At 73.2% G+C, this 22,064-nt stretch carries 19 protein-coding genes; 12 read left to right on the top strand and 7 right to left on the bottom strand.

Going from position 1 to position 22,064, the window contains the following annotated elements; all coding sequences use genetic code 11:
• Positions 1-12: 12 nt before the first annotated feature.
• Positions 13-294 carry an HPr family phosphocarrier protein gene (locus ACZ51S_RS19665; RefSeq protein ID WP_361598842.1) on the bottom strand — a complete coding sequence of 94 codons (282 nt, stop codon included), beginning with the start codon at positions 292-294 and terminating at the stop codon, positions 13-15.
• A 211-nt stretch (positions 295-505) separates the two neighbouring features.
• On the opposite strand from ACZ51S_RS19665, the gene ACZ51S_RS19660 reads away from it, so the two are divergent.
• From ACZ51S_RS19660 to ACZ51S_RS19625, 8 genes are all read left to right on the top strand, one after another.
• A complete protein-coding gene (locus ACZ51S_RS19660; protein ID WP_468961566.1) occupies positions 506-3,346 on the top strand; it encodes a bifunctional acetate--CoA ligase family protein/GNAT family N-acetyltransferase in 2,841 nt (946 codons plus the stop codon).
• 47 nt (positions 3,347-3,393) lie between these two features.
• The gene (locus ACZ51S_RS19655; protein ID WP_388938311.1) at positions 3,394-3,990 is read left to right on the top strand and encodes a DUF5998 family protein; all 597 of its coding nucleotides are present in this window, start codon (positions 3,394-3,396) and stop codon (positions 3,988-3,990) included.
• Positions 3,990-5,195: an alkaline phosphatase family protein gene (locus tag ACZ51S_RS19650; RefSeq protein ID WP_468802826.1), complete on the top strand. Its 1,206-nt coding sequence runs from the start codon at positions 3,990-3,992 to the stop codon at positions 5,193-5,195. The genes ACZ51S_RS19655 and ACZ51S_RS19650 overlap by 1 nt, the downstream gene beginning before the upstream one ends.
• 52 nt (positions 5,196-5,247) lie before the next feature.
• On the top strand, positions 5,248-5,898 hold the full coding sequence (locus tag ACZ51S_RS19645) for a thymidine kinase (protein ID WP_468475281.1): 651 nt from the start codon (positions 5,248-5,250) through the stop codon (positions 5,896-5,898).
• 172 nt (positions 5,899-6,070) lie between these two features.
• Positions 6,071-7,687 carry an outer membrane protein assembly factor BamB family protein gene (locus ACZ51S_RS19640; RefSeq protein ID WP_468961563.1) on the top strand — a complete coding sequence of 539 codons (1,617 nt, stop codon included), beginning with the start codon at positions 6,071-6,073 and terminating at the stop codon, positions 7,685-7,687.
• Between the two features lie 343 nt (positions 7,688-8,030).
• The gene (locus ACZ51S_RS19635) at positions 8,031-8,816 is read left to right on the top strand and encodes a DUF8017 domain-containing protein (RefSeq protein ID WP_468802824.1); all 786 of its coding nucleotides are present in this window, start codon (positions 8,031-8,033) and stop codon (positions 8,814-8,816) included.
• A 311-nt stretch (positions 8,817-9,127) separates the two neighbouring features.
• A complete protein-coding gene (locus tag ACZ51S_RS19630) occupies positions 9,128-11,818 on the top strand; it encodes an AAA family ATPase (protein ID WP_468885710.1) in 2,691 nt (896 codons plus the stop codon).
• The gene (locus tag ACZ51S_RS19625) at positions 11,815-11,937 is read left to right on the top strand and encodes a hypothetical protein (protein WP_468961561.1); all 123 of its coding nucleotides are present in this window, start codon (positions 11,815-11,817) and stop codon (positions 11,935-11,937) included. The genes ACZ51S_RS19630 and ACZ51S_RS19625 overlap by 4 nt, the downstream gene beginning before the upstream one ends.
• A gap of 33 nt (positions 11,938-11,970) precedes the next feature.
• Here the strand turns inward: ACZ51S_RS19625 and ACZ51S_RS19620 are convergent, their stop codons facing one another.
• A complete protein-coding gene (locus ACZ51S_RS19620) occupies positions 11,971-12,717 on the bottom strand; it encodes a VOC family protein (RefSeq protein WP_388938659.1) in 747 nt (248 codons plus the stop codon).
• Positions 12,718-12,927: 210 nt separating this feature from the next.
• Positions 12,928-13,350 (bottom strand): nuclear transport factor 2 family protein, encoded by a 423-nt coding sequence (locus tag ACZ51S_RS19615; protein ID WP_468475285.1) that lies wholly within the window; start codon positions 13,348-13,350, stop codon positions 12,928-12,930.
• Positions 13,351-13,448: 98 nt separating this feature from the next.
• Between ACZ51S_RS19615 and ACZ51S_RS19610 the strand changes: the two genes are divergently transcribed.
• The gene (locus ACZ51S_RS19610) at positions 13,449-14,021 is read left to right on the top strand and encodes a PadR family transcriptional regulator (protein ID WP_468802821.1); all 573 of its coding nucleotides are present in this window, start codon (positions 13,449-13,451) and stop codon (positions 14,019-14,021) included.
• Entirely contained in the window at positions 14,008-14,787 is a 780-nt protein-coding gene (locus ACZ51S_RS19605) for an SGNH/GDSL hydrolase family protein (protein WP_468475287.1), read from the top strand. The genes ACZ51S_RS19610 and ACZ51S_RS19605 overlap by 14 nt, the downstream gene beginning before the upstream one ends.
• On the opposite strand, the gene ACZ51S_RS19600 is transcribed toward ACZ51S_RS19605, so the two are convergent.
• Complete coding sequence (locus ACZ51S_RS19600; protein ID WP_468802819.1) at positions 14,784-15,572, bottom strand: VOC family protein; 789 nt, start codon at positions 15,570-15,572, stop codon at positions 14,784-14,786. The genes ACZ51S_RS19605 and ACZ51S_RS19600 overlap by 4 nt on opposite strands.
• A gap of 176 nt (positions 15,573-15,748) precedes the next feature.
• On the opposite strand from ACZ51S_RS19600, the gene ACZ51S_RS19595 reads away from it, so the two are divergent.
• On the top strand, positions 15,749-16,582 hold the full coding sequence (locus tag ACZ51S_RS19595; RefSeq protein WP_468961558.1) for a sulfurtransferase: 834 nt from the start codon (positions 15,749-15,751) through the stop codon (positions 16,580-16,582).
• Positions 16,583-16,628: 46 nt separating this feature from the next.
• Here the strand turns inward: ACZ51S_RS19595 and sepH are convergent, their stop codons facing one another.
• The 3 genes from sepH to ACZ51S_RS19580 form a co-directional block, all read right to left on the bottom strand.
• Positions 16,629-17,693, bottom strand: coding sequence for a septation protein SepH (sepH, locus tag ACZ51S_RS19590; protein ID WP_468475289.1), 1,065 nt, complete (start codon positions 17,691-17,693; stop codon positions 16,629-16,631).
• Positions 17,694-18,181: 488 nt separating this feature from the next.
• Positions 18,182-19,513, bottom strand: coding sequence for a D-arabinono-1,4-lactone oxidase (locus ACZ51S_RS19585; protein ID WP_468475290.1), 1,332 nt, complete (start codon positions 19,511-19,513; stop codon positions 18,182-18,184).
• Positions 19,461-20,720, bottom strand: a complete 1,260-nt coding sequence (locus ACZ51S_RS19580) for an MFS transporter (RefSeq protein ID WP_468475291.1) — start codon at positions 20,718-20,720, stop codon at positions 19,461-19,463. The genes ACZ51S_RS19585 and ACZ51S_RS19580 overlap by 53 nt, the downstream gene beginning before the upstream one ends.
• A gap of 168 nt (positions 20,721-20,888) precedes the next feature.
• Here ACZ51S_RS19580 and ACZ51S_RS19575 point away from each other — a divergent pair, with 168 nt between their 5' ends.
• On the top strand, positions 20,889-22,055 hold the full coding sequence (locus ACZ51S_RS19575; protein WP_468475292.1) for a ferrochelatase: 1,167 nt from the start codon (positions 20,889-20,891) through the stop codon (positions 22,053-22,055).
• Positions 22,056-22,064: the final 9 nt, after the last annotated feature.

The raw sequence follows: 22,064 nt of genomic DNA, 5'->3' as shown, positions 1-22,064 counted from the left end.
GACCCGAAGGGGTCAGACGGTCTCGGGGAGCTCCTCGAGACCCTCGGCGACCAGCTTCGCGAGGCGGTCGAGCGCGACGTCAGCGCCCTCGGCGTCGGAAGCCAGGACGATCTCCTCGCCGCCCTGGGCGCCCAGGCCCAGGACCGCCAGCATCGACGCGGCGTTGACGGGGTCGCCGCCCGCCTTCGCGATGGTCACCGGGACGCCGGAGGCGGTCGTCGCCCGGACGAAGATCGAGGCGGGACGAGCGTGCAGGCCCTCGGCCCAACCGACGTTGACGCGGCGCTCTGCCATGGTGATGCCCTTCAGGTTCTTGCGGTTGTCTAGACCAGTCTCTCACGCCGTCCGGAATGCTCGGGCCCGCCCTTCGGCCCGGATCCACCGCCGTTCGACCCTCCCCAGCTTGCACTGGTTCGCCCCGGTCTGCCGCATTCGCCGCGCCCTCGCCAAACGGCCCGCCCACCGCACCCGTACACCAGCCCGGGCCGCCCCTTAAGGTGACCCCATGACCACCGCGTCGGACCCCTCGTACCCGGCCCACTGGGAAGCGGACGTCGTGCTGCGCGACGGCGGCACCGCCCGGATCCGCCCCATCACCACCGAGGACGCGGGCCGCCTGGTCAGCTTCTACGAGCAGGTCTCGGACGAGTCGAAGTACTACCGCTTCTTCGCCCCCTACCCCCGCCTCTCGGACCGCGACGTCCGCCGCTTCACGCACCACGACTACGTGGACCGGGTCGGCCTGGCCGCGACCATCGGCGGGGAGTTCATCGGCACCGTCCGCTTCGACCGCATCGGCCCCGACGGACGGCCCGCCTCCGCCCCCGCGGACGAGGCCGAGGTCGCCTTCCTCGTCCAGGACGCCCACCAGGGCCGCGGGGTCGCCTCCGCCCTCCTGGAGCACATCGGCGCGGTGGCCCGGGAGCGGGGCATCCGCCGGTTCGCGGCCGAGGTGCTCCCCGCCAACACCAAAATGATCAAGGTGTTCACGGACGTCGGCTACCAGCAGAAGCGCAGCTTCGAGGACGGCTCCGTCCACCTCACCCTCGACCTCGAACCCACCGCCGAGTCCCTCGCCGTCCAGCGCGCCCGCGAACAGCGCGCCGAGGCCCGCTCCGTGCAGCGGCTCCTCGCCCCCGGCTCCGTCGCGGTGATCGGAGTCAGCCGCTCCGGCGCGGGCGTGGGCGCCACCGCCCTGCGCAACCTGCGCGACGGCGGCTTCCGCGGACACCTCTACGCCGTCAACGAAGCCCGCGCCCCCGGTATGGAGGGGGACCTCCTGGAAGGCGTACGCGCCTACCGCGGCCTCGCCGACATCGGAGCCCCCGTCGACCTCGCCGTGATCGCCGTCCCCGCCGCACGCGTCCCCGACGCCGTCGCCGCCTGCGGGGAGCACGGGGTGCAGGGGCTGGTGGTCCTGTCCGCCGGGTACGGCGAGAGCGGCCCGGCCGGACTCGCCCGCCAGCGAGAACTGGTGCGGCAGGTCCGCTCGTACGGGATGCGCCTCATCGGGCCCAACGCCTTCGGGGTGATCAACACGGCCCCGGAGGTGGAGCTGAACGCCTCGCTCGCCCCGGTCCCCGCCGGCGCGCGCGGCAGGATCGGCCTGTTCACCCAGTCCGGAGCCATCGGCATCGCCCTGCTGTCGGCCCTGCTGCGGCGCGGAGAGGGACTGTCGTCCTTCGTGTCGGCCGGGAACCGGGCCGACGTCTCCGGTAACGACATCCTCCAGTACTGGTACGAGGACGAGGCCACCGACGTGGCCCTCATGTACCTGGAGACCCTCGGCAACCCCCGCAAGTTCACCCGCCTCGCCCGCCGCACGGCCGCCGCCAAGCCGGTGGTCGTCGCCCGCGGCGGCCGCCACACCCCCGCCGGACACGTCGTCCCCGGCACCCGGCTCCCCGAGGCCACCGTCTCCGAGCTGCTCCGCCAGGCCGGCGTCATCCGCGTCGACACCGTCACCGAGCTGGTCGACGTCGGCCTGCTGCTGGCCGGCCAGCCCCTGCCGGCCGGACCCAGGGTGGCGATCCTCGGCAACTCCGAGTCCCTCGGCGTGCTCACCTACGACGCCTGTCTGACCGAGGGGCTGCGCCCGCTGCCCCCGCTGGACCTGACGACCGCCGCCGGTCCCGCCGACTTCCGTACGGCCCTGTGCGCCGCCCTCGCCTCCGAGGACTGCGACGCCGTCGTCGTCACCGCCATCCCGTCCGTGAGCGACCGCGAGCTGGCCGACGACCTCGCGCGGGCACTGCGGCAGGCCGTCGCCGAGGTCCCGGGCAAGCCCGTGGCCGTCGTGCACGTGGAACTCGGCGACCTCGTCGAAGCCCTGTCCGCCGCCGGCGACACGTCCCGCGCCGAGCCCCCCGCGGCGCCGTTCCCGCCCGCCGTGCCCGCGGCCGGCGAGCCGGCGGTCGGGGGTCCCGCGGCCGCCGGCGACGGGCCCGGCGGTGACGAACCCGGACTCGAAGGCGCCGGCCGCATCCCCGCCTACCCCGCCGCCGAGCGCGCCGTGAAGGCCGTCGCCGAAGCCGTGCGGTACGCCCGCTGGCGCCGGGACAACGCCCGGACCGGGCAGGTCCCCGAGTACGAGGACATCGACGAGGCCGGCGCCGCCGCCCGGCTCGCCACCTTGCTGGCCGGCGTCGAAGAGGGGACCGCGCTGACCCTGGACGAGGACGGCGCCCGCGAGCTGCTCGGCCGCTACGGCATCCGGGTCCTGCCCACCCTCCCCGCCCCCAGCCCCGACGCCGCCGTCCGCGCGGCCCGGGTCCTCGGCTACCCGGTCGCCCTCAAGACCACCGCCCCGCACCTGCGCCACCGCGCCGACCTGGGCGGCGTACGCCTCGACCTCACCACCGAGGCCGAGCTCAGGCGCTCGTACGAGGAGCTCACCGACGCCCTCGGCAAGCCGGCCGAGCTCCAGCCCGTGGTGCAGACGATGGCTCCGCGCGGGGTGGACACCGTCGTCCGCGCCACCGTCGACCCCGCCGCCGGAGCCGTCCTGTCCTTCGGGCTCGCCGGAGTCGCCTCCGAGCTGCTCGGCGACACCGGGCACGGCCTGATCCCCGCCACCGACCGGGACGCGGCCGCCCTGATCCGCTCCATCCGCACCGCGCCGCTGCTCTTCGGCTGGCGCGGCAGCGACCCCGTCGACACCCCCGCCCTGGAGGAACTGCTGCTGCGGCTGTCCCGGCTGGTGGACGACCACCCCGAGGTCACCGGGGTCTCGCTGGAGCCGGTCGTCGTGGCCACCGAGGGGCTCTCCGTGCTCAGCGCCACCGTCCGCGTGGCCCACCCGCCCGCGCGGACCGACCTCGGGCCCCGCACCCTGCCGAGCTACTGAGCGCACGGCAGGCAGGGGCAGCCCGTAGGGGCCTTAGGATGGACCTCATGGCGAAATCCGGTACGACGACCCAGGGGCTGCGCGCGGCCATCGAGCGCAGCGGCTACTACCCGGCCCTCGTGGCCGAGGCGGTGGAGGCCGCCGTGGGCGGCGAGCCGATCTCGTCGTACCTGGTCCACCAGGAGACCACCTTCGACTCCAACGAGGTGCGCCGGCACGTCACCGTGCTGGTCCTGACCGGCAACCGGTTCATCGTCAGCCACACCGACGAGCAGGCCGCCGACGCCGGGTCGCCGTCCCCGTACGCGACCACCTCCACCGAGTCGGTCAAGCTCTCCAGCATCTCCTCCGTGGTGCTCAGCCGCGTCGTGGCCAACCCGGAGTCGTACACGCCCGGCCAGCTGCCCCGCGAGGTCGTCCTGACCATCGGCTGGGGCGCGGTCTCGCGCATCGACCTGGAGCCCGCCGCCTGCGGCGACCCGAACTGCGACTCCGATCACGGCTACACCGGCAACTCCACCGCCGACGACCTCAGCCTGCGCGTCAGCGAGGCCGGCGACGGCCCCGAGACGGTCCGCCAGGCGCTGGTCTTCGCGCAGGCGCTCAGCGAGGCGACGGCGGCGACCTCCGGTCCCGCCCGCTGATGTCGTACTCCGTGCCCTCGAACTGGCAGGACGAACCGGAACTGCTCGACCTCGCGGGCGCCCCGGTCCCGCAGTACGGCTCCGGCTCCCTCGCCGACCTGCTGCCCACCCTCGCCTCCGGCCAGGGCGTACCCGGCCTCACCGCCGGGATCACCGAGCTGGCCCCGGCCGACCGGAACTGCGTGTTCCTGGTCGACGGCATGGGCTGGGAGCAGATCAGGGCGCACCCGGGCGAGGCCCCGTTCCTCACCTCCCTGCTCGCGAGCTCGCGCGGCGGCACGGGCCTGCCGATCACGTCCGGTTTCCCGGCGACGACCGCCACCTCCCTGGCCTCCGTCGGCACCGGCCTGCCGCCCGCCCGGCACGGCCTGCCCGGCTACGCCGTGCGCAACCCGGCCTCCGGCCAGCTGATGAACCAGCTCCGCTGGCAGCCCTGGACCCCGCCCAAGGCCTGGCAGCCGTACCCGACCGTCTTCCAGCTCGCGGACGCGGCCGGGGTGCACACCGCGCAGGTGTCCGCGCCGCACTTCCAGACCACCCCGCTCACCCAGGTCGCGCTCAGCGGCGGCACCTTCCACGGCCGGATGACCGGCGAGGAACGCATGGACCTCGCGGCGATCCAGCTCGCGGAGGGCGAGCGCTCGCTCGTGTACACGTACTTCAGCGAACTCGACGGGGCCGGCCACCGGCACGGCGTCGACTCCGACGCCTGGCGCGGCCAGCTCATGTACGTCGACCGGCTCGTGCAGCGCCTCGCGGAGCAGCTGCCGCCGCGCTCCGCCCTGTACGTCACCTCGGACCACGGCATGGTCGACGTCCCCTTCGACGAGGACTCCCGGATCGACTTCGACGAGGACTGGGAGCTGGGCGCGGGCGTGGCCCTGCTCGGCGGCGAGGGCCGGGCCCGGCACGTCTACGCGGTGCCGGGCGCGGAGGCCGACGTACTGACCGTGTGGCGCGAGGTGCTCGGGGACCGCTTCTGGGTCGCGAGCCGCGAAGAGGCCCTGGAACTGGGCTGGTTCGGGACGCCGGGCGAATGCGACGAGCGGGTCCTCGGGCGGATCGGCGACGTGATCGCCGCGGCCCAGGCCGACGCCGCGATCACCGCCTCCCGCAACGAGCCCAACGAGTCGGCGCTCACCGGCATGCACGGCTCCATGACCCCGGCCGAGCAGCTGGTCCCGCTGCTCGAAGTCCGCACCTGACCGACCCTGTTCGTCCTTCTCCCGCGCTGACCCGAAAGGTCCCGTACTTCCCATGCCCGAGCTGGTGTTCTTCTCCGGAACGATGGACTGCGGAAAGAGCACGCTGGCGCTCCAGATCGCCCACAACCGCGACGCTCGCGGTCTGCAGGGCGTGATCTTCACCCGGGACGACCGGGCGGGGGAGGGCAAGCTGTCCTCCCGCCTGGGACTGGTGACGGAGGCGGTGGAGGCGCCGGAGGGCATGGACCTGTACGCGTACGTGGTCGCCCAGCTCTCCAAGGGCGGCAAGGCGGACTACGTGATCGTGGACGAGGCCCAGTTCCTCGCGCCCGAGCAGATCGACCAGTTGGCGCGCATCGTGGACGACCTCGGCATGGACGTCTTCGCCTTCGGCATCACGACGGACTTCCGGACGAAGCTCTTTCCCGGCTCCCAGCGCCTGATCGAGCTGGCGGACCGCCTGGAGCAGCTCCAGGTCGAGGCCCTGTGCTGGTGCGGCGCCCGCGCCACGCACAACGCCCGGACGGTGGGCGGGGAGATGGTGGTCGAGGGCGCCCAGGTGGTGGTCGGGGACGTGAACCGCCCGGCGGAGGAGATCGGCTACGAGGTCCTCTGCCGCCGTCACCACCGCAGGCGCATGACCTCGGCCGCGGCCCACGCCGGCGCCCTCTCCCCGGACGTCCTCCCGGTCAACCACGCTTGAGAGGGCGGGCCCGAACGCGGCGGGCGCGGGGGAGACGCCGTCGACTTGGGTCAGCCCGCCCGCACCTGGCGGGTACACGCGGCGGGCAACCAGGGCCGGAACCGGGCACGGTGACGGGAAGTAGTCTAAAAAAGTATCCCAGTTCGGCCGTCCCGCCAGCCACACTGATCCCATGACCCGTCGCGACTTCGACGAACTGCCGGGCCCTGATCGGCAACCACAGGCAGTTCAGCCGGGCTACGGCTCGGCCTACCCGACGCCACGGCCCGGATCGGGGCCCGCGCCGGGCAATCCCTACGCGCAACCGCCGGTGCAGGCGGCGGACTTCGTACGCCCGCCCCGCCGCGGTCCGCGGGGCAGGACCGGCGTGCTGGTGGCGGCCCTGGCCGCGGCCCTGCTAGCCCTCGGCGGCGGCTCGTACATCCTCCTGCGCGACGGCTCCGGTGATGCCGGGGACGGCGCCGCCGCCCCCGCCGCTCCCGCCGCGTCCGCGTCCGTGGACCAGGGAGACGGGCAGGGTCCCGGCGGCCCCCCGTTCGTCTTCGACCCCAACGCCGGGATTCAGCCGGGCGAGGGCCGGGTCTGGCTGGTTTCGAACCGGACCGAACTGGCCGGCTCCGGTGCCTCGCAGCACGGCCCCTGGCGCGTGGGGGACGCCGTGATCAAGGCGATGTACAAGGAGGTCACCGCCTACACCGCGACCGACGGCAAGGAGAAGTGGAGGCTTCCCCTCGCCACGCCGCTGTGCGGGATCCCGGAGAGTCCCGCCCCGAACGGGAAGATCGTCGTCGGGGTCCGGGAGAAGGACAGTGCGACCTCCCAGTGCACCCACCTCCAGCAGGTCGACCTCGCCACGGGCCAGGCGGGCTGGAAGGTGGAGATACCGAAGGAGAAGATCTCCGACCAGGCTCCGGAGTTGCGGCTGGCCATCTCAGGGGACACCGTCGCGGTGGCGCGTGCCGCGGTCGTGAGCGGTTTCTCGGTCACCGACGGGCACAAACTCTTCGGTACGCCGAGCAGCGGCTGCGTCCCCACGACGGTCGGCGGCGGCGCCGCCAGGCTGTTGCTCGTACGCGACTGCTTCGGCCAGAGCTCGGCCGACCGGCAGTCGGTGATCGAGGAGATCGACCCGGCGACTGGCGCTGCCAAGTGGAGCCACCAGTACGCGAAGGGCTCGAACCTCGGCCAGATCCTGTCCGTTGACCCGCTCGTCGTCAGCACCTACAACACGCAGGAGAAGGTCTGGAACATCACGGCCTTCGCCGCCGACGGCAAGGTCCGCTCGCAGACCAATGCCGCCTTCGGGGTCAGCAAGCGGTGCAACGGCTGGGGCAGCGGCAGCGGCGACCTGCACGACTGCAACGCGGCGGTGGCCGACGCGGACACCCTCTACATCGCGGGCGGCACACCCGACGCCAAGTACCCGCTGCACGTCGACAAGCCCGACGAGGTGATCGCGGTCGACCTCAACACCGGCCAGGTGAAGTGGCGCACGACGGGCCCCGACGGCCGCGTCATGTTCCCGCTGGCCATCGAGGAGGGGAAGGTCGTCGTCTACGTGGACACGGACAAGGGCCTGTCCGCGGCGATGGCGGCCATCCCGACGGGCGGAGGCCGGCCCCAGATATTCCTGCAGAGCCCGAAGAACGCCAAGGGGCCCGAATCCGCCTTCTACATCTCCAGCGTCCGGCTGGCCTGGGTCGAGGGACGCGTCTTCCTGCTCAACGGGTCCGTACGCAGCCCGGAGCCGAAGAAGGTGGACCACTCCCTGCTGTCCTTCGGGAAGTAGGTCGCGGGACCCCGGCGGGAAGGGTGGCCGGATCCGCGCCCTCCCCGCCCCCGAAGCGTGACGAGCGGCGGCCACCGCCCTATTGTTGCGCGCCATGTGGCCAGGACAGCAGACGCCCGATGGGGACCAGAGCAGGCAGAACCCGGGGCAGAACCCTTACCGGCAGCCGGTTCCCGGACAGCAGGGCGCCCAGACCGGCCCCTACGGACCCGGCGTATTCGGCCAACCTTGGCAGGGCGCCCCGCCCGGTACGCACCAGCAGCACCCGTCCGGCGCGCCGACTCCGCCTCCCGGACCGGCGCCGCGTTCCGCGCCCCGGCGTAAGGCCGCCGTGGCGATATCGGTGACGGTGGCTGCGGGGGTGGCCGTCGCGGTGACCGCCGCGGTCCTCTTCCGGGACGGCGACAGGGCGGACGGCGCCGGGGGGCCGGCTTCCTCCGCACCCGCCTCCGGTTCCCCGTCCGGCTCCGTGTCCCCGGGCGCCCCGGGCACCGTGAAGCCGACGGTCAAGGGCTGGAAGGTCGTGGTGAATCCGGCGCACGGCACCGCCTTCGACGTACCGCCGGACTGGGAGGTCCTGGAGCCGCAGATCTTCAGCGGCTTCACGGACGACAAGGACCCCGACAAGCCGGTGATCGGGCACACCGCGCCCGCCTTCTTCAAGAAGAAGTGGTGCAGTCTGGATGCCAACGGCGACGGCTACGTCAACGACATCGCGCTCGCGTCCACCGGTACCAAGGGCGCCGACGGCGCGAAGACCACCGACGAGGTCGCCGAGAAGACGGCGACGGCCTGGGCGTACTCCGCGTTCGCATCCCCGGACAAGGAGGTCGTCAAGTGGGACAAGCCGGTGGCGTACACAACCAAGGCCGGGATCAAGGGGAGTTACGTGAAGGCCCGCACCGAGGGCGCCAAGAAGGACCACAAGTGCGCGGGGGACGGCTGGGCGATCGCCTTCGGCTTCAAGAACTCCAAGGGCGACTTCGTCGCCTGGGACTTCTACGGCCGGTCGGGCGTCCAGGGGGCCGTCCGCGACGACCTGGTCATGCGCATCCTCAGCACGGTCCGCCTCTCCGGCGACCCGGTCCCGGACCCCCTCCGCAAAGAGACCTCCCCTCCGCCTCCGTGAGCCTGGAGGCAACCCCGGCGCTGGACCCCTCCGCACGTGTGGTGGAGTGCCTGTCGCGGGCACGGCAAGGTCGACTACGTGGTCGCGGAGTGCTGGATGTGGTCCGCCGGCAGGAGATGGCGGACCTGGCGCTGGGGAGCCGGGGCTGCTGACGGCTCATCGACCAGCGACTTCAAGCCTGCGGACGCTCACTGTCCGGAGGAGGGCATCTCGCAGAGTCACGGGCGGACCGGACGCGGATGTCCTACCGTGGGCGGCGCGTGCCGATGTGGGCCGTGCAGCGCCGAAAGCCGTGGGACGGGGGACGTGTAGTGCCGATCGGATTCGTCGATCGCGTGGAGCACATGGAGGAACTGCGCGCGGTCCTGGCCGGGCTCACGGAGGGCCGGGGCGGTCAGGCGGTCGTCTTCGACGGCGTGTCGGGAATAGGCAAGTCCGCGCTGCTGAGGGCGTTCGAGGCCGAGGCGGTCGTGTCGCCGGGCCCCGCGAGGTGCCGCATCGTGTCCGCCAGGTGTCAGCCCGGCATCGGGCCGGACCTGATGTACGGGCCGGTGCTCGATCTGCTCCTCCGGCTCGGTGAGGACCAGGAGCCCCGGCGGCGCGGTGTCTTCAGGAGGATGCTCGGCGCCACCGGGCAGGGGATGGTCCGCTCGGCGCCGGAGGTGCTGTCGGCGATCGTTCCCGGGCTCGGCGCGGTGTTCACGCTGGGCCGGGAGATCACCGAGGCTTCGCTTGACTCCGGATCGATGCCCTTCGACAGCCTGTTGCCCTTCCGGCACGCGGCGGCGCTCAGGATCGTCGACGGTCTGCTGGAGGTGGTCAGGCAGGGCCCGCCCACCGCGCTCGTGATCGACGACGTCCAGCACATCGACGAGAGCAGCCAGTTCGTCCTCGACCAGCTGATGCGCAGACTGCCGCAGGAGCAGCTCGCCATCGTGCTCGGTCACACCAGTGATGGAGCGTACGCGGACGGCCGGGAGTCCAAGGTCGAGGCGCTGCTGCACCGCTGGGCCACCGAAGGGCTGTTGCGCCGCAGGACGATGAGGGGGCTGCCGCAGGACGCGATCGCCGAACTCGTCGCACAGCGGCATCCGGCGGCTCCGCCCGCCCTCTCTCACCGGCTGGCGGAGCTGACGGGCGGCCATGCCATCTTCGTGACGCTCTGCCTGGACGAGTGGAGCCCCGACCACGGGGCCCATGTGGCCCTGCCGCCCACCCTGGCGCGGGTGGTGGAGGAGCGGCTGCGCACGCTGACCGAGCAGGACCGTGTCCTGCTCGCCACCGGCGCCGCCCAAGGAGAGGTGTTCCTGTCCGGCACGGTCGCGGCGGTCACGGGTGTGGCGCACGACGTGGTGATGGAGCGGCTCCGGCTGATCGCGCGCGACCACCGCCTGATCGTCCCCGAGGCGCCTCCCGCGTGGGCGCGCTGGGAAGCGGCGGACTGCTACCGCTTCGAGCACCGCGCGCTGTGGAAGGTCGTCTACGGACAGCAGAGCGCCGAGCAGATGCGCTCGCGGCACGCACGGATCGCGGTGGCGCTCGGCCAGACGGGGCCGGAGACCACGTCGATGGAGCGGCGGCTGGAGATCGCGCGCCATCTGAGGGAGGGCGGCCCCGCCTGTCTCGCGGCGTCGGCCGACGCCCATTTGGCACTCGCGCGCGACGCGGCCACGGAAGGGCTGTCCTTCGCCGAGGCCGAGCGGCACTGTGAAGAGGTGATCAGGGCCACCCGGGAGCTGCCCGCGGCCGCCGAGGGCCGGGACCGGCGCTTCGTACAGGCGGTCGAGCTGCTGCTCTCGCTGACCGAGGTGCGCTGGCGCGGGCAGAGCCGGCCCGCGGGCGGACCGGACATCGACGGTCTGGCGGCTGAGGCGGAGGAGGCGGCGGCCCGGTGCGGGGAGCCGGAACTGGCCGTCCGCGCGACGCTGCTGCGCGGCAAGACACTGCTCGCCACGCAGGGACTCGGCCCCTCACTGGTGAAGCTGGCCGCGGCCGTGGAGCTGGCCGAGGAGCACGGGGACCCCGTCGCCCTCTTCGTCGCCCGTGTCGAGTACGGCCGCCAGGTCTCCAAGCGCAGGCTGGCCGACGGCCTGGCACAGCTCCGGGAAGCGGAACGCATGTACGCCTCGGACCCGCGCCTGGGCGGCAGCGGTGAGCCGGTCCTGCAGCACGCCCGCAACCTGGGGGAGATGCAGCTCGGGATCACCCTCTTCGACAGCGGGCACCTGACCGAGGCGCTGACGAGGCTCACCCGGTGTGTCGCGCGATTGCGCGACGAGCCGTTGCGGGCGGAGCTGCCCATGGCGCTCAACTACCTCGCTCAGGTGCACGTGGGCCTCGGCGACTACGGGAAGGCGGAGGAGACCCTGCGAGAAGCCCTCGATTTCGAGGCGGACCGTGGCGGTGACAGCGCCTGGCACGCGTACAACGCGGCGCTCCTGGCCCGTATCGTCTCGCAGCGTTCCGAGAACCCGGACGAGAGCCGCCGGCTGATCACCGAGGCCTGGGCGGAAACCGAGCGGACGTGGCTGGCCAATCTGGTCCCCATCGTGCGGAACCTCTACGCGGAAGTGCTGCTCGACCACGCGGGCGAGTACGGGGAGGAGCTCGACGGCGCGGAACGGCTGGCGGTCGCCACGTGTGTCGAGACGCGGCGCAGCGGCATGGTGCGCAGCGAGATCGCCGCGCACTCGCTGCGCAGCCGGATCCTGGTGCGCAAGGGCGACGTGGAGGGAGCCGAGCAGCACGCGCGGGAGGCCCTGCGCATCCTGGACGAGGTCGGGGACATGCCCGCCCTGCGGACGGAGGAGGTCCTCTACCACTCGGCGCTCGTCCTCGCGGCACGCGGATCCGAGGACGAGGCGCGGACACTGCTCGGCCGTGCACGCGGCGAGGTCCTGCGCAAGGCTAACCTGATCACCGATCAGGTGATGCGGGAACGCTTCCTGGCAGGCGTACCGCTCAACCGTGCCATTCTCGGAGACGGCGAGGCCGGTCGGTGACGCGCGAAGCACTCATGCCGGTGGAAGCACTTATGCCGGTGGGCTTTCGGATCCCCGAGCTCGCGGCGGTGAAGGTCTCCGAGACCCCCAAGACCTGGGCCGAGTACCGGCCCCGGTGACGCCCGGCGCGCGTCCCGGGCCGGCTTCCGCCGTCAGAAGCGGCCAGGGGAGGCCGGGCCGACGATGCTGAACACGGCGCCGTCGCGGTCCCGCAGGGTGCGTTCGTCGGGGTAGGCGGCGGAGTCCCCGGCGGGGACGGTGCTGCCGCCCAGCTCGGTGGCCGCCTCCACGGCGGCGTCGAGGTCGGGGACCCGGAAGTGGACGCGCCAGCGCGGCCTCAGGTGCGGGTCGGGGGCCTCCGCGAGCGTTCCGCCGTGCAGCCGGGCCACGGTCCGGCCCGCGCGGCGGAGCAGGATGCGGTCGTCCTCCTCGACGTAGGCGACCTCGCAGCAGTTCCCGTGGTCGCAGGCCCACTCCAGGACCTCGCCGTAGAAGATGGCCGCGTCGAAGGCGTTCCTGGTGTGCAGTTCCAGCCAGGCCGGCGCCGCGTCGCCGCCCATACCCCAGTCGGGGATGGCCTCGCCCTGCCAGATGCCGAAGACCGCCCCGTCGCGGTCGGAGGCGAGCGCCGCCCGGCCGGTGCCGAAGGACAGGGGGCCGACGGCCACCGTTCCGCTGCGCTCCCGGATGCGTGCCGCCGTGACGTCCGCGTCGTCCACCGCGAAGTACGGGGTCCAGGCGACGGGAATGCTGAGGGTGGGGGGCAGGGCGCCGAGACCGGCCACCGGGACCCCGGTGGCGAAGCCGACGGTGAAGGCCTCGCCGAGGTGGGCGGGCCCGAATTCCCATCCGAGGACCGCGCTGTAGAACTCCTTCGCCGCACCGAGGTCGCGGGCCATGAGGCTGACCCAGCAGGGTGCGCCGAACGTTTCGTGACTCGATGTCGACACGGTGAACCCCATCCGCCGGTGCGCCCCCGGAAGCCCTTCCACAGTACTCGCGGGCGGCTTCCCGGGGCGTCGCGTAGCCGTGCGGGCGCGCTCCGTCAGGTCGGGGCACGCCCGCCACATCCTCGTACCGGGCCGCGGCGGACCCACGGCGACACGCCGTCACGCCTCCGGGGCGAGGCCGTCGGCCACCAGGCCGGCCAGGACCGCCCGGCCCAGGGTGTCGACCGCGGAGCGGGGGCGGACCATCACCGTGAACTCCTTCACCCGGCCCGCGTCGTCGAACTGGAGCAGGTCGATGCCGTGGATCTGCTTGCCCTCCACCAGCGCCCGGAAGGGCAGGATCACCGACGGGGCCTCCTCGCCGTCCGTGCAGGTCTCGGCCGAGCCCTCCAGCCGCCCCAGGTAGCGCAGGTCGTCGAAGGTGCGCAGCAGGACGCCGAAGAGGCCCAGCACGGCGGCCTTGCCCTCGAACGGTTTGAACTTCACCGGGCTGTAGAACCGGATGTCCTCCGCGAACAGGTCGTCCAGCGCGGTGAGGTCGCGCTTCTCCACGGCGGCGCGGAAGCGTTCGGCGGTTTCCATGGCCCCTCCTCCGATCGGTGATTACTCAACGAGGCGAGTAGTCATATTCTTGAGTATGGTGCCGGTAGGGGCACCGAAAGGGAAGAGGGATACCGGCCATGGCCTTGCGGCACGCGGTACTGGCGGCACTGCTCGACGGCGAGTACAGCGGCTACCAGCTGGCGAAGGCGTTCGACATCAGCGTCGCGAACTTCTGGCACGCCCTGCCCCAGCAGCTCTACGCCGAACTGGCGCGGCTGGAGGCGGACGGGCTGGTCGCGGGCCGGGAGGTGGTGCAGGAGTCCCGGCCCAACAAGCGGCTGTTCCGCGTCACCGACGCCGGGCGGGCCGAGCTGGAGCGGTTCGCCGGGGCCCCCTCCAAGCCCTCCTCGATCCGCGACGACCTCCTGGTGAAGGTCCAGAGCGCCGACCGCATCGGCACCGCCCCGGTCATCGAGCAGCTGGAGCAGCGGGCCACCGCCGCCGAGGCCAAGATCGAGCTGCTGCGCACGCTGCTGCGCACCATGCGCGGCGGGATGGACGAGGACGCGTACCTGCTCCGGGGAGAGCGGATCGGCGGGTACCTGACGTGCCTGCGGGGGGTGGCCTTCGAGGAGGGCCACCGGGACTGGTGCCTGCGTACGGCGGACGTGCTCAGGCGGAGGGAGGGGATCAACCGTGCGGAGGACTGAGTACCTGCGCTACGTCGCCCTGGGCGACAGCCAGACCGAGGGGCTCGGGGACGGTGACGACACCACGGGCCTGCGGGGCTTCGCCGACCGGCTCGCCGGGCACCTCGCGGCAGCCGCTCCCGGGCTGCTGTACGCGAACCTCGCGGTCCGGGGCCGGCTCGCCGGGCAGGTCCGCGCGGAACAGCTCGCGCCCGCCCTCGCGCTGCGGCCGGACGTCGCCACCGTCGTCGCCGGGGTCAACGACCTGCTCCGGCCGCGCTTCGACGCCGCGGAGGTGGCCGGGGAGCTGGAGGAGGTGTTCGCCGCGCTGACGGCCGCCGGCGCCCGGGTGGCCACCGTGACCTTCCCGGACGTGGCGCGCATAGCACCCCTGGCCAGGCCGCTGGGCCCCAGGGTGACCCAGCTCAACACCCGCATCCGCGCCGCCGCCGGCCGCCACGGGGTGGTGGTCGCCGAGACCGGCCGGGCGGCCGTCGCCACCGATCCGCGCCTGTGGACCGTCGACCGGCTCCACGCCAGCCCCCTCGGCCACGCCCGTATCGCCGCCGCCCTCGCCGAGGCCCTGGAGCTGCCCGGCAGCGGCGGGGCCTGGAAGGAGCCGCTGCCGCCCCGGCCGCCCCGCTCCGGCGCCCGGGCCGTCGCCGCCGAGGCGGCCTGGGTAGCCGGGTTCCTCGGCCCCTGGCTGGGCCGCCGGCTGCGCGGCACCTCCTCCGGCGACGGCCGCGGCGCGAAGCGCCCGCAGCTGCTGCCCGTCAGGACCGCCTAGGGAGCAGCCGTCCGCACCAGGGCGAAGACAGCCCCCTCCGGGTCCGCGACCATGGCCAGCCTGCCCGTGATCCGGTCCCGCGGCGGTGCGACGACGCGGCCGCCCAGCTCGGTCACCCGGGCGGCGGCCGCGTCGGGGTCGGCCACCTCGAAGTACGTCATCCAGTGCGGCCCCCGGTCGTGCGGAAGCGCGCGGCCGACCCCGTGGACGGCGGCGACCGGACGGCCGCCCAGGCGCAGCGTCAGGTAGTCGAAGTCGGCCGAGAGGTCCGGGTGCCGCTCGGCGTCGTGGCCGAAGACGTGCTCGTAGAACTTGCCGACCGTCGAGGTGTCCTGGGTGACCAGCTCGTTCCACACGGGGGTGCCGGGCGCCCCCGCCCGCCGGGTCCCGGGGAGCCCGTCGGTCTGCCAGATCCCGAAGATCGCGCCCAGCGGGTCGGAGCAGATCGCCATCCGTCCCGCGGCCCCGGCGTCCAGCGGGCCCACCGCCACCGTGCCGCCGCAGGACCGGATGGACTCGGCGGTGCAGTCGGCGTCGTCCGTGGCGAAGTACGTCGTCCACGCCACCGGAAGATGGCGGTCCGGCGGCATCTCGCCGATCCCGGCGACCTCCTCGCCGTCGAGGAAGGCCCGGACGCACGGGCCGAACTGGGTGGGGCCGGGCTCGTACTCCCAGCCGAACAGGTCGGCGTAGAAGTGCTCCGTGCTCCCGAGGCCGTGCACCATCAGACTCACCCAGCACGGTGTGCCGGATGTGCGCCGCGAAGCTCCCGATGCCTCCGTCATGTCAGCCGTCTCCTGCCGTCGTGTCCCTGGTCCCCGCAGATGCTTCCACTCCGCGGCATCCGGCGCGCCCCGACCGGCCGCACGACCGGGGCCCGGAACAGAGATGACCGAATCACTGCGGCCCGTCGGTGTCCGGCTTGTTACACGGGTTCGAGGACCGGGAGGAAGATGGGCCCATGACTGCGATTCTCTCGGCCTCCGAACTGAAGAGCGAGCTGGCCGCGCCCCGGCCGCCGGTGCTCCTGGACGTCCGCTGGCAGCTGGGCGGCCCCGACCAGCGTCCCGCCTACGAAGCAGGGCACATCCCCGGTGCCGTCTACGTCGACCTCGACCGCGAACTGGCAGGTCCGCCGGGGGCGGGCGGCCGCCACCCGCTCCCGGACCCGGAGGACTTCGGCGCCGCGATGCGCCGGGTCGGCGTACGCGCCGACGCGCCGGTGGTCGTGTACGACGGCGGTCTGGGCTGGGCGGCCGCCCGCGCCTGGTGGCTGCTGCGCTGGACGGGGCACCCGAACGTGCGCGTGCTTGACGGGGGCCTGGCCGCGTGGACGGCGGTCGGCGGTGCCCTGACCGCCGAGGCGGTGACACCGGCCGAGGGCGATTTCAAGCCAACCCCGGGGGCGTTCGGACTGCTGGAGGCCGACGACGCGGCCACGCTGGCCCGCACGGGCCTGCTGCTGGACGCCCGTGCGGGGGAGCGCTACCGCGGCGAGGTCGAGCCGATCGACCGGGTCGGCGGGCACATTCCGGGCGCGGTGTCGGCCCCGACCACGGAGAACGTCGGCCCGGACGGCCGGTTCCTGCCGGCCGGGGAGCTCCGCGCCCGGTTCGCGGCGCTCGGCGTGGCGGGGGACACCGCGGTCGGCGTGTACTGCGGTTCGGGGGTTTCCGGGGCGCACGAGGTCCTCGCGCTGGAGGTGGCCGGCATCGCGGCGAGCCTGTACGCGGGCAGCTGGTCGCAGTGGTCCTGGGACCCGGCGCGGCCCGTGGCCACCGGCCCCAACCCCTGACGGTTCCGCGGCCGGTGACGCCCCCGCGGGGGTGCCACCGGCCGGGCTACTCCTGCTTCTTGCGCCGGGTCCCGAAGACGATCTCGTCCCAGCTGGGCACGGCCGCCCGGCGCCCCGGCCGGACCCCGTCGGCCTCGGCCTGCCGGTCGGTGGTGCCGGTCAGCCGCTCGCGGTGGCCCGCCACCGTGCGCGGCATCAGCACGTCCGCGTACGCCGCACCGGCGCCGGCGGACGCCGCCGCGGCGGGCGGCTCCTCGGCCTCCGGCTCCTCGGCGGACGTCTCCGCACGGTCCGGGACCACCAGGTCGCCCCGGAAGCTCGGGACCGCCTCCAGCAGGCTGGTCAGGGTGTCCCGTTCCTCCTCGGGCTCCGGCGCGGGCGGCGGGGAGGGCCGGTTCTCGGGCCGTTCCAGCTGCCGGTCGAGCGCGCGGTCCAGCGGCCGGTCGCGAGGCAGCCGGGCGATCCTCGGCACGAAGGGGAAGCTCGGCTCCGGGGTGGAGGGCAGGTCGTCGGCCTCGCCGATCAGGGAGCGGGCCTCGTCGTCCACCGCCACGACGAGCCGGCGCGGCGGGTCGTACGACCAGCTCGCCGAGTGCGGTTCGCCCGCCACCCGGTAGACCAGCAGCACCTCCCAGGTGCCGTCGTCGCGGCGCCAGGAGTCCCACAGGACGGAGTCCTTGTCGGCCCCGCGCAGCGTGAGGCGCTCCTGCACGGCCTCGCCGAGCTGCGGGCCGGTGTTCTCGCCGGGGCGGCGTACGGGGGTCTTGCGGGCCCGCTCGGCCATGAAGGCGCGCTCGGCCAGTACCGGACCCTCGAAGCGGCGTACCCGGTCGACCGGGATGCCCGCGAGCTGCGCGACCTCCTCCGCGGAGGCACCGGCCCGTATGCGGGCCTGGATGTCGCGGGGGCGGAGGTGGCTCTCCACCTCGATCTCGATCTGGTTCAGGCGCGCGCGGTCATTGCGCACGGCAGCCCGCAGCCGCTCGTCGATCGGAAGCGTGTACTCCGTGCTGTCCGCAGCCTTGAGCACCAGTCGTGTTCCGTCATTCGAGACGGCCACGACACGCAGTTCGGGCATGGGGACCTCCCGGGTGGTGCCTGCCGACGTCACGTGCGTCGCTGCTTCCGCTAGTCGAGTGTGGCCTGCCCGGGTGCAGCCTGCCACAACCTTGCCGAGTTAAACCGGCGTGTCGGGCATGCGCCCTTGATCGACGTTATGGCACGGTTACCTGTTGGGCACGCACAGTGACCGAGTGGTTACTGTGCGCAGCAGGAGCCCGTGCGATACCGCGGCATCACCGGTCTTGAGCGCCGCTTCTCCATCAGCCGGCCCCCTCTCCCGGGTCCGGACATCCGCGAGGAAGGACGGCCCCAGGGCTCGCCACAGTACTCCATTCGGGCCACCCGGGTGGACCGCCGCGCCGCCGAACTTGTCCCGGGCGGCGGGAGCCGGCCTGCCCGGAATCGGTTCCGCGGCCGGGTCCACCTGCGGACGCGGTCGTTTTCGGGTGTCCCGCTTCACACGATCCGCATGAACGGAACGGACCGCTTCGCTCGGGGCGCCGAGGAGCGGTCCCCCCGGCGCCCCCTGAGCGGGGGTCAGTCCCCGAGGACCCGCCTCAGGTAGTCGTTGCCGAACAGCCGGTCCGGGTCCAGCCGGTCCCGCAGCGCGGTGAACTCGGCGAAGCGCGGGTAGGCCGCGGCGAGGTACTCCGCGTCCCGGGTGTGCACCTTGCCCCAGTGCGGCCGTCCCCCGTGGGCGGTGAAGATCCGCTCGGCGGCGGTGAAGTAGGCCTGGTACGGGGTGCCCCGGTACATGTGCACCGCGATGTACGCCGTGTCCCGCCCGGACGCGGTGGACAGCGCGATGTCGTCCGCCGGGGCCGTGCGCACCTCCACCGGGAAGCTGATCCGCAGCGGGGAGCGTTCGACCATCGCCTTGAGCTCCCGCAGCGCCTCCACCGCCCGCTCGCGCGGAAGTGCGTACTCCATCTCCACGAACCGCACCCGGCGCGGGCTGGTGAACACCTTGTACGGGATGTCCGTGTAGGTCCGCGCCGACAGGGCGCGGCTGGCGACGCGGGCGATCGAGGGGATCGTCGCCGGGACGGCGCGGCCCAGGGAGTTGACGGCCTGGAAGAGGCCGTTGGAGAGCAGCTCGTCCTCGATCCAGGCGCTGACCGCACCGGGCGGGGCGGCGGGGCCCTGGCTGCGGTTGTTGCGCTTGGTGTTGCAGTTGCCGGTGTGCGGGAACCAGTAGAACTCGAAGTGCTCGTTCTCCGCGACGTGCTGGTCGAACTCGGAGGCCACCCGCTCGAAGCGCATGGGCTCCTCACGGGCGGTCAGGAGGAAGAGCGGCTCCACCGCGAAGGTGAGCGAGGTGACGATGCCCAGGGCGCCGATGCCGATCCGGGCCGCGGCGAAGACCTCGGGGTTCTCCTTCTCGGAGCAGGCCATCAGCCGGCCGTCCGCCGTCACCAGCTCCAGCGCGCGGATCTGGGCGGCGATGGAGGCCGAGTCACGGCCGGTGCCGTGGGTGCCGGTGCTGGTGGCGCCGGAGACGGTCTGCTCCATGATGTCGCCCATATTGGTGAGCGAGAGGCCCTGCCGGGCCAGGTCCCGGTTCAGGTCCTTGAGGGCGGTGCCCGCCGCCACGGTGACGGTGCCGGCCGCCCGGTCGACCGACAGGATCCCGTTGAGCGCCTGCGGCCGTACGAGCACCCCGTCGGTCGCGGCCGCCGCGGTGAAGGAGTGGCCGGTGCCGACCGCCTTCACCCGCAGCCCCTCCCCGGCGGCCCGGCGGACCGCCTCCTGGAGCTCGCCGACCGAGGCCGGAGTCACCACGCGCGCGGGCGTGGAGCGGACGTTGCCCGCCCAGTTACGCCACGCGGCCGGTGCGTTCTTCGCTGCTGCTGTCCCCGACGTCGCCATCGCTGACTGGCTCCTCCCCTTGCGCCGGCCTCGTCAGCCGGCGGTATCCCGCGAACGCAACCGCCGCCGCGGCCACTCCCGAGGAGATCGAGACCACGAACCCGCGCTGGGCTCCGGCCGCGTCGATCACCAGACCGGTCGCCGAGGAGCCGACCGCCACCCCGACCGCCAGGCCGGTGCTGATCCAGGTCATGCCCTCGGTGAGCTTCGCGCGTGGTACGTGCGCTTCGATCAGGGCCATCGTGGTGATCATCGTGGGAGCGATGGCGAGGCCCGAGACGAAGAGCGCCACGGCCAGAAACGGAAGGTTCCCGGCCAGTAGGAGGGGGATCATACTCACGGCCATCGCACAGATGCCCAGTACCCAACGGCGTTCGGCCTTGCCCTTGAGGTGGAGCAGGCCGAAGACGATTCCGGCGATACAGGACCCCGCCGCCCAGATCGCCAGGATGAAGCTGGCGGACGACTTGCTGCCCTGCTCGTCGGCGAAGGCCAGCGTGGACACGTCGATGGACCCGAAGATCGCGCCCGTCGCCACGAAGGTGGCCGTCAGCACCTGCAGTCCCGGGGACCGCAGGGCCGAGGCGCGTCCGGTGTCCGGGGCGCGCGGATGCGGGGCCGGTTCCGTGGAGCGCTGCGCGGTGAGCAGCCAGACGCCGACGAGCAGGCAGCCGGCCGCGATCACCGGTCCGGCCTCGGGGAACCAGGTGGTGGACAGGCCGATGGCGAGGATCGGACCGAAGATGAAGCAGACCTCGTCGATCACGGACTCGAATGAGTACGCGGTGTGCAGGTCGCGCGGGGAGTCGCGGTAGAGCTCGGTCCACCGGGCCCGGACCATCGAGCCGACGCTCGGTACGCAGCCGGCGACGGCGGCGCACACGAAGAGCGTCCAGTCGGGCAGGCCGTACGCCGCCGCCAGCACCAGTCCGGTGACGGCGGCGACGGAGACCGCGGTCGCGGGGCGCAGCACCCGGCGCTGCCCGTACTGGTCCACCAGCCGGGAGACCAGGGGGCCGACGAAGGCGGCGGCGAGGGCCAGGGTGCCGGTGAGGGCGCTGGCCATGGCGTAGCGGCCGGTCATCTCCGAGATCATCGTGAGGATGCCGACGCCCACCATGGATATCGGCAGGCGGCCTATGAGGCCGGCGGCGCTGAACCCCTTGGTGCCGGGGGCCGCGAAGATCGCGCGGTAGGGACTGGGCAAGGTCGCTCCGTAAGGGACGTCATCGGCCCATACAGGTTAGGACCGCCGGCAAGGCGCCCGCATGGGGAAAAATCAGCGCTTCGGCTTAGGGTTACCTTACCTACGCCGCGTCCGGGATGCGGACCGGCCGGTTCTCCCCGGCGGAACCCGGGTGGCAGGATTCGAGGCATGTCAGACCAGCTCCGTGCACCCGCCGCGCCGGTGGCCGAAGGCCTCGCCGCCCCCTACGACGCCCTGCTGCTGCTCTCCTTCGGCGGCCCCGAGGGACCCGACGACGTCGTGCCGTTCCTGGAGAACGTCACGCGCGGCCGCGGCATCCCGCGCGAGCGGCTCAAGGAGGTCGGGCAGCACTACTTCGGCTTCGGCGGGGTCAGCCCGATCAACGCGCAGAACCGCGAACTGCTGGACGCCCTGCGCAAGGACTTCGCCGAGCACGGACTGGACCTGCCCGTCTACTGGGGCAACCGGAACTGGGCCCCGTACCTGACCGACGTGATGCGGGAGATGGTCCGCGACGGGCGCCGCCGCATCGCCGTCCTCGCCACCAGCGCCTACGCCTCCTACTCGGGCTGCCGCCAGTACCGCGAGAACCTCGCTGACGCGCTCGCCACCCTGGCGGAAGAGGGCCTGGAGCTGCCGCGCGTGGACAAGCTGCGGCACTACTTCAACCACCCCGGCTTCGTGGAGCCCATGATCGACGGGGTGCTGGCCTCGCTCGCGGCCCTGCCCGCTGAGGTCCGGGACGGGGCGCACCTGGCCTTCACCACCCACTCCATCCCGAACGCCGCGGCCGACACCTCCGGCCCGGTCGAGGACCACACCGAGGACGGCGGGGGCGGGGCCTACGTCAAGCAGCACCTCGACGTGGCCCGCGTCATCGCGGACGCCGTCGCGGTCGAGACGGGCACCGCGCACCCCTGGCGGCTCGTCTACCAGTCCCGCAGCGGCGCCCCGCACATCCCCTGGCTGGAGCCGGACATCTGCGACCACCTGGAGGCCCTGCACGCCGAGGGCGCGCCCGCCGTGGTCATGGTCCCGATCGGCTTCGTCTCCGACCACATGGAGGTCCTGTACGACCTCGACACCGAGGCCACGGCCAAGGCCGCCGAGCTGGCCCTGCCGGCCCGGCGCTCCGCGACCGTCGGCGCCGACCCCCGCTTCGCCGCAGCGGTACGGGAGCTGGTGCTGGAGCGCGCGGCCCGCGAGCGCGGGGAGCGCCCGCAGGAGTGCTGGGTGGGCACCCTGGGCCAGAGCCACGACCTGTGCGCGGTGGGCTGCTGCCCGGCCCGCGCGCCCCGGCCGGCGGCCGCCGGCGCGGACAGCCCGTACGCGTAGGGGGAGAGC

This window comes from Streptomyces sp. NPDC034043 (assembly GCF_055575675.1).
This window is presented reverse-complemented; position numbering and strand designations above follow the sequence as displayed.

Excerpts from the sequence above, each read along its gene's own strand:
- ACZ51S_RS19650 (WP_468802826.1), top strand. The coding sequence starts at position 3,990 with ATGTCGTACTCCGTGCCCTCGAACTGGCAGGACGAACCGGAACTGCTC.
- ACZ51S_RS19620 (WP_388938659.1), bottom strand. The coding sequence starts at position 12,717 with ATGGCCCGCGACCTCGGTGCGGCGAAGGAGTTCTACAGCGCGGTCCTC.
- ACZ51S_RS19585 (WP_468475290.1), bottom strand. The coding sequence starts at position 19,513 with ATGGCGACGTCGGGGACAGCAGCAGCGAAGAACGCACCGGCCGCGTGG.
- ACZ51S_RS19665 (WP_361598842.1), bottom strand. The coding sequence starts at position 294 with ATGGCAGAGCGCCGCGTCAACGTCGGTTGGGCCGAGGGCCTGCACGCT.
- ACZ51S_RS19595 (WP_468961558.1), top strand. The coding sequence starts at position 15,749 with ATGACTGCGATTCTCTCGGCCTCCGAACTGAAGAGCGAGCTGGCCGCG.
- ACZ51S_RS19645 (WP_468475281.1), top strand. The coding sequence starts at position 5,248 with ATGCCCGAGCTGGTGTTCTTCTCCGGAACGATGGACTGCGGAAAGAGC.
- ACZ51S_RS19600 (WP_468802819.1), bottom strand. The coding sequence starts at position 15,572 with ATGACGGAGGCATCGGGAGCTTCGCGGCGCACATCCGGCACACCGTGC.
- ACZ51S_RS19640 (WP_468961563.1), top strand. The coding sequence starts at position 6,071 with ATGACCCGTCGCGACTTCGACGAACTGCCGGGCCCTGATCGGCAACCA.
- ACZ51S_RS19575 (WP_468475292.1), top strand. The coding sequence starts at position 20,889 with ATGTCAGACCAGCTCCGTGCACCCGCCGCGCCGGTGGCCGAAGGCCTC.
- ACZ51S_RS19615 (WP_468475285.1), bottom strand. The coding sequence starts at position 13,350 with ATGGAAACCGCCGAACGCTTCCGCGCCGCCGTGGAGAAGCGCGACCTC.
- ACZ51S_RS19660 (WP_468961566.1), top strand. The coding sequence starts at position 506 with ATGACCACCGCGTCGGACCCCTCGTACCCGGCCCACTGGGAAGCGGAC.
- ACZ51S_RS19610 (WP_468802821.1), top strand. The coding sequence starts at position 13,449 with ATGGCCTTGCGGCACGCGGTACTGGCGGCACTGCTCGACGGCGAGTAC.
- ACZ51S_RS19655 (WP_388938311.1), top strand. The coding sequence starts at position 3,394 with ATGGCGAAATCCGGTACGACGACCCAGGGGCTGCGCGCGGCCATCGAG.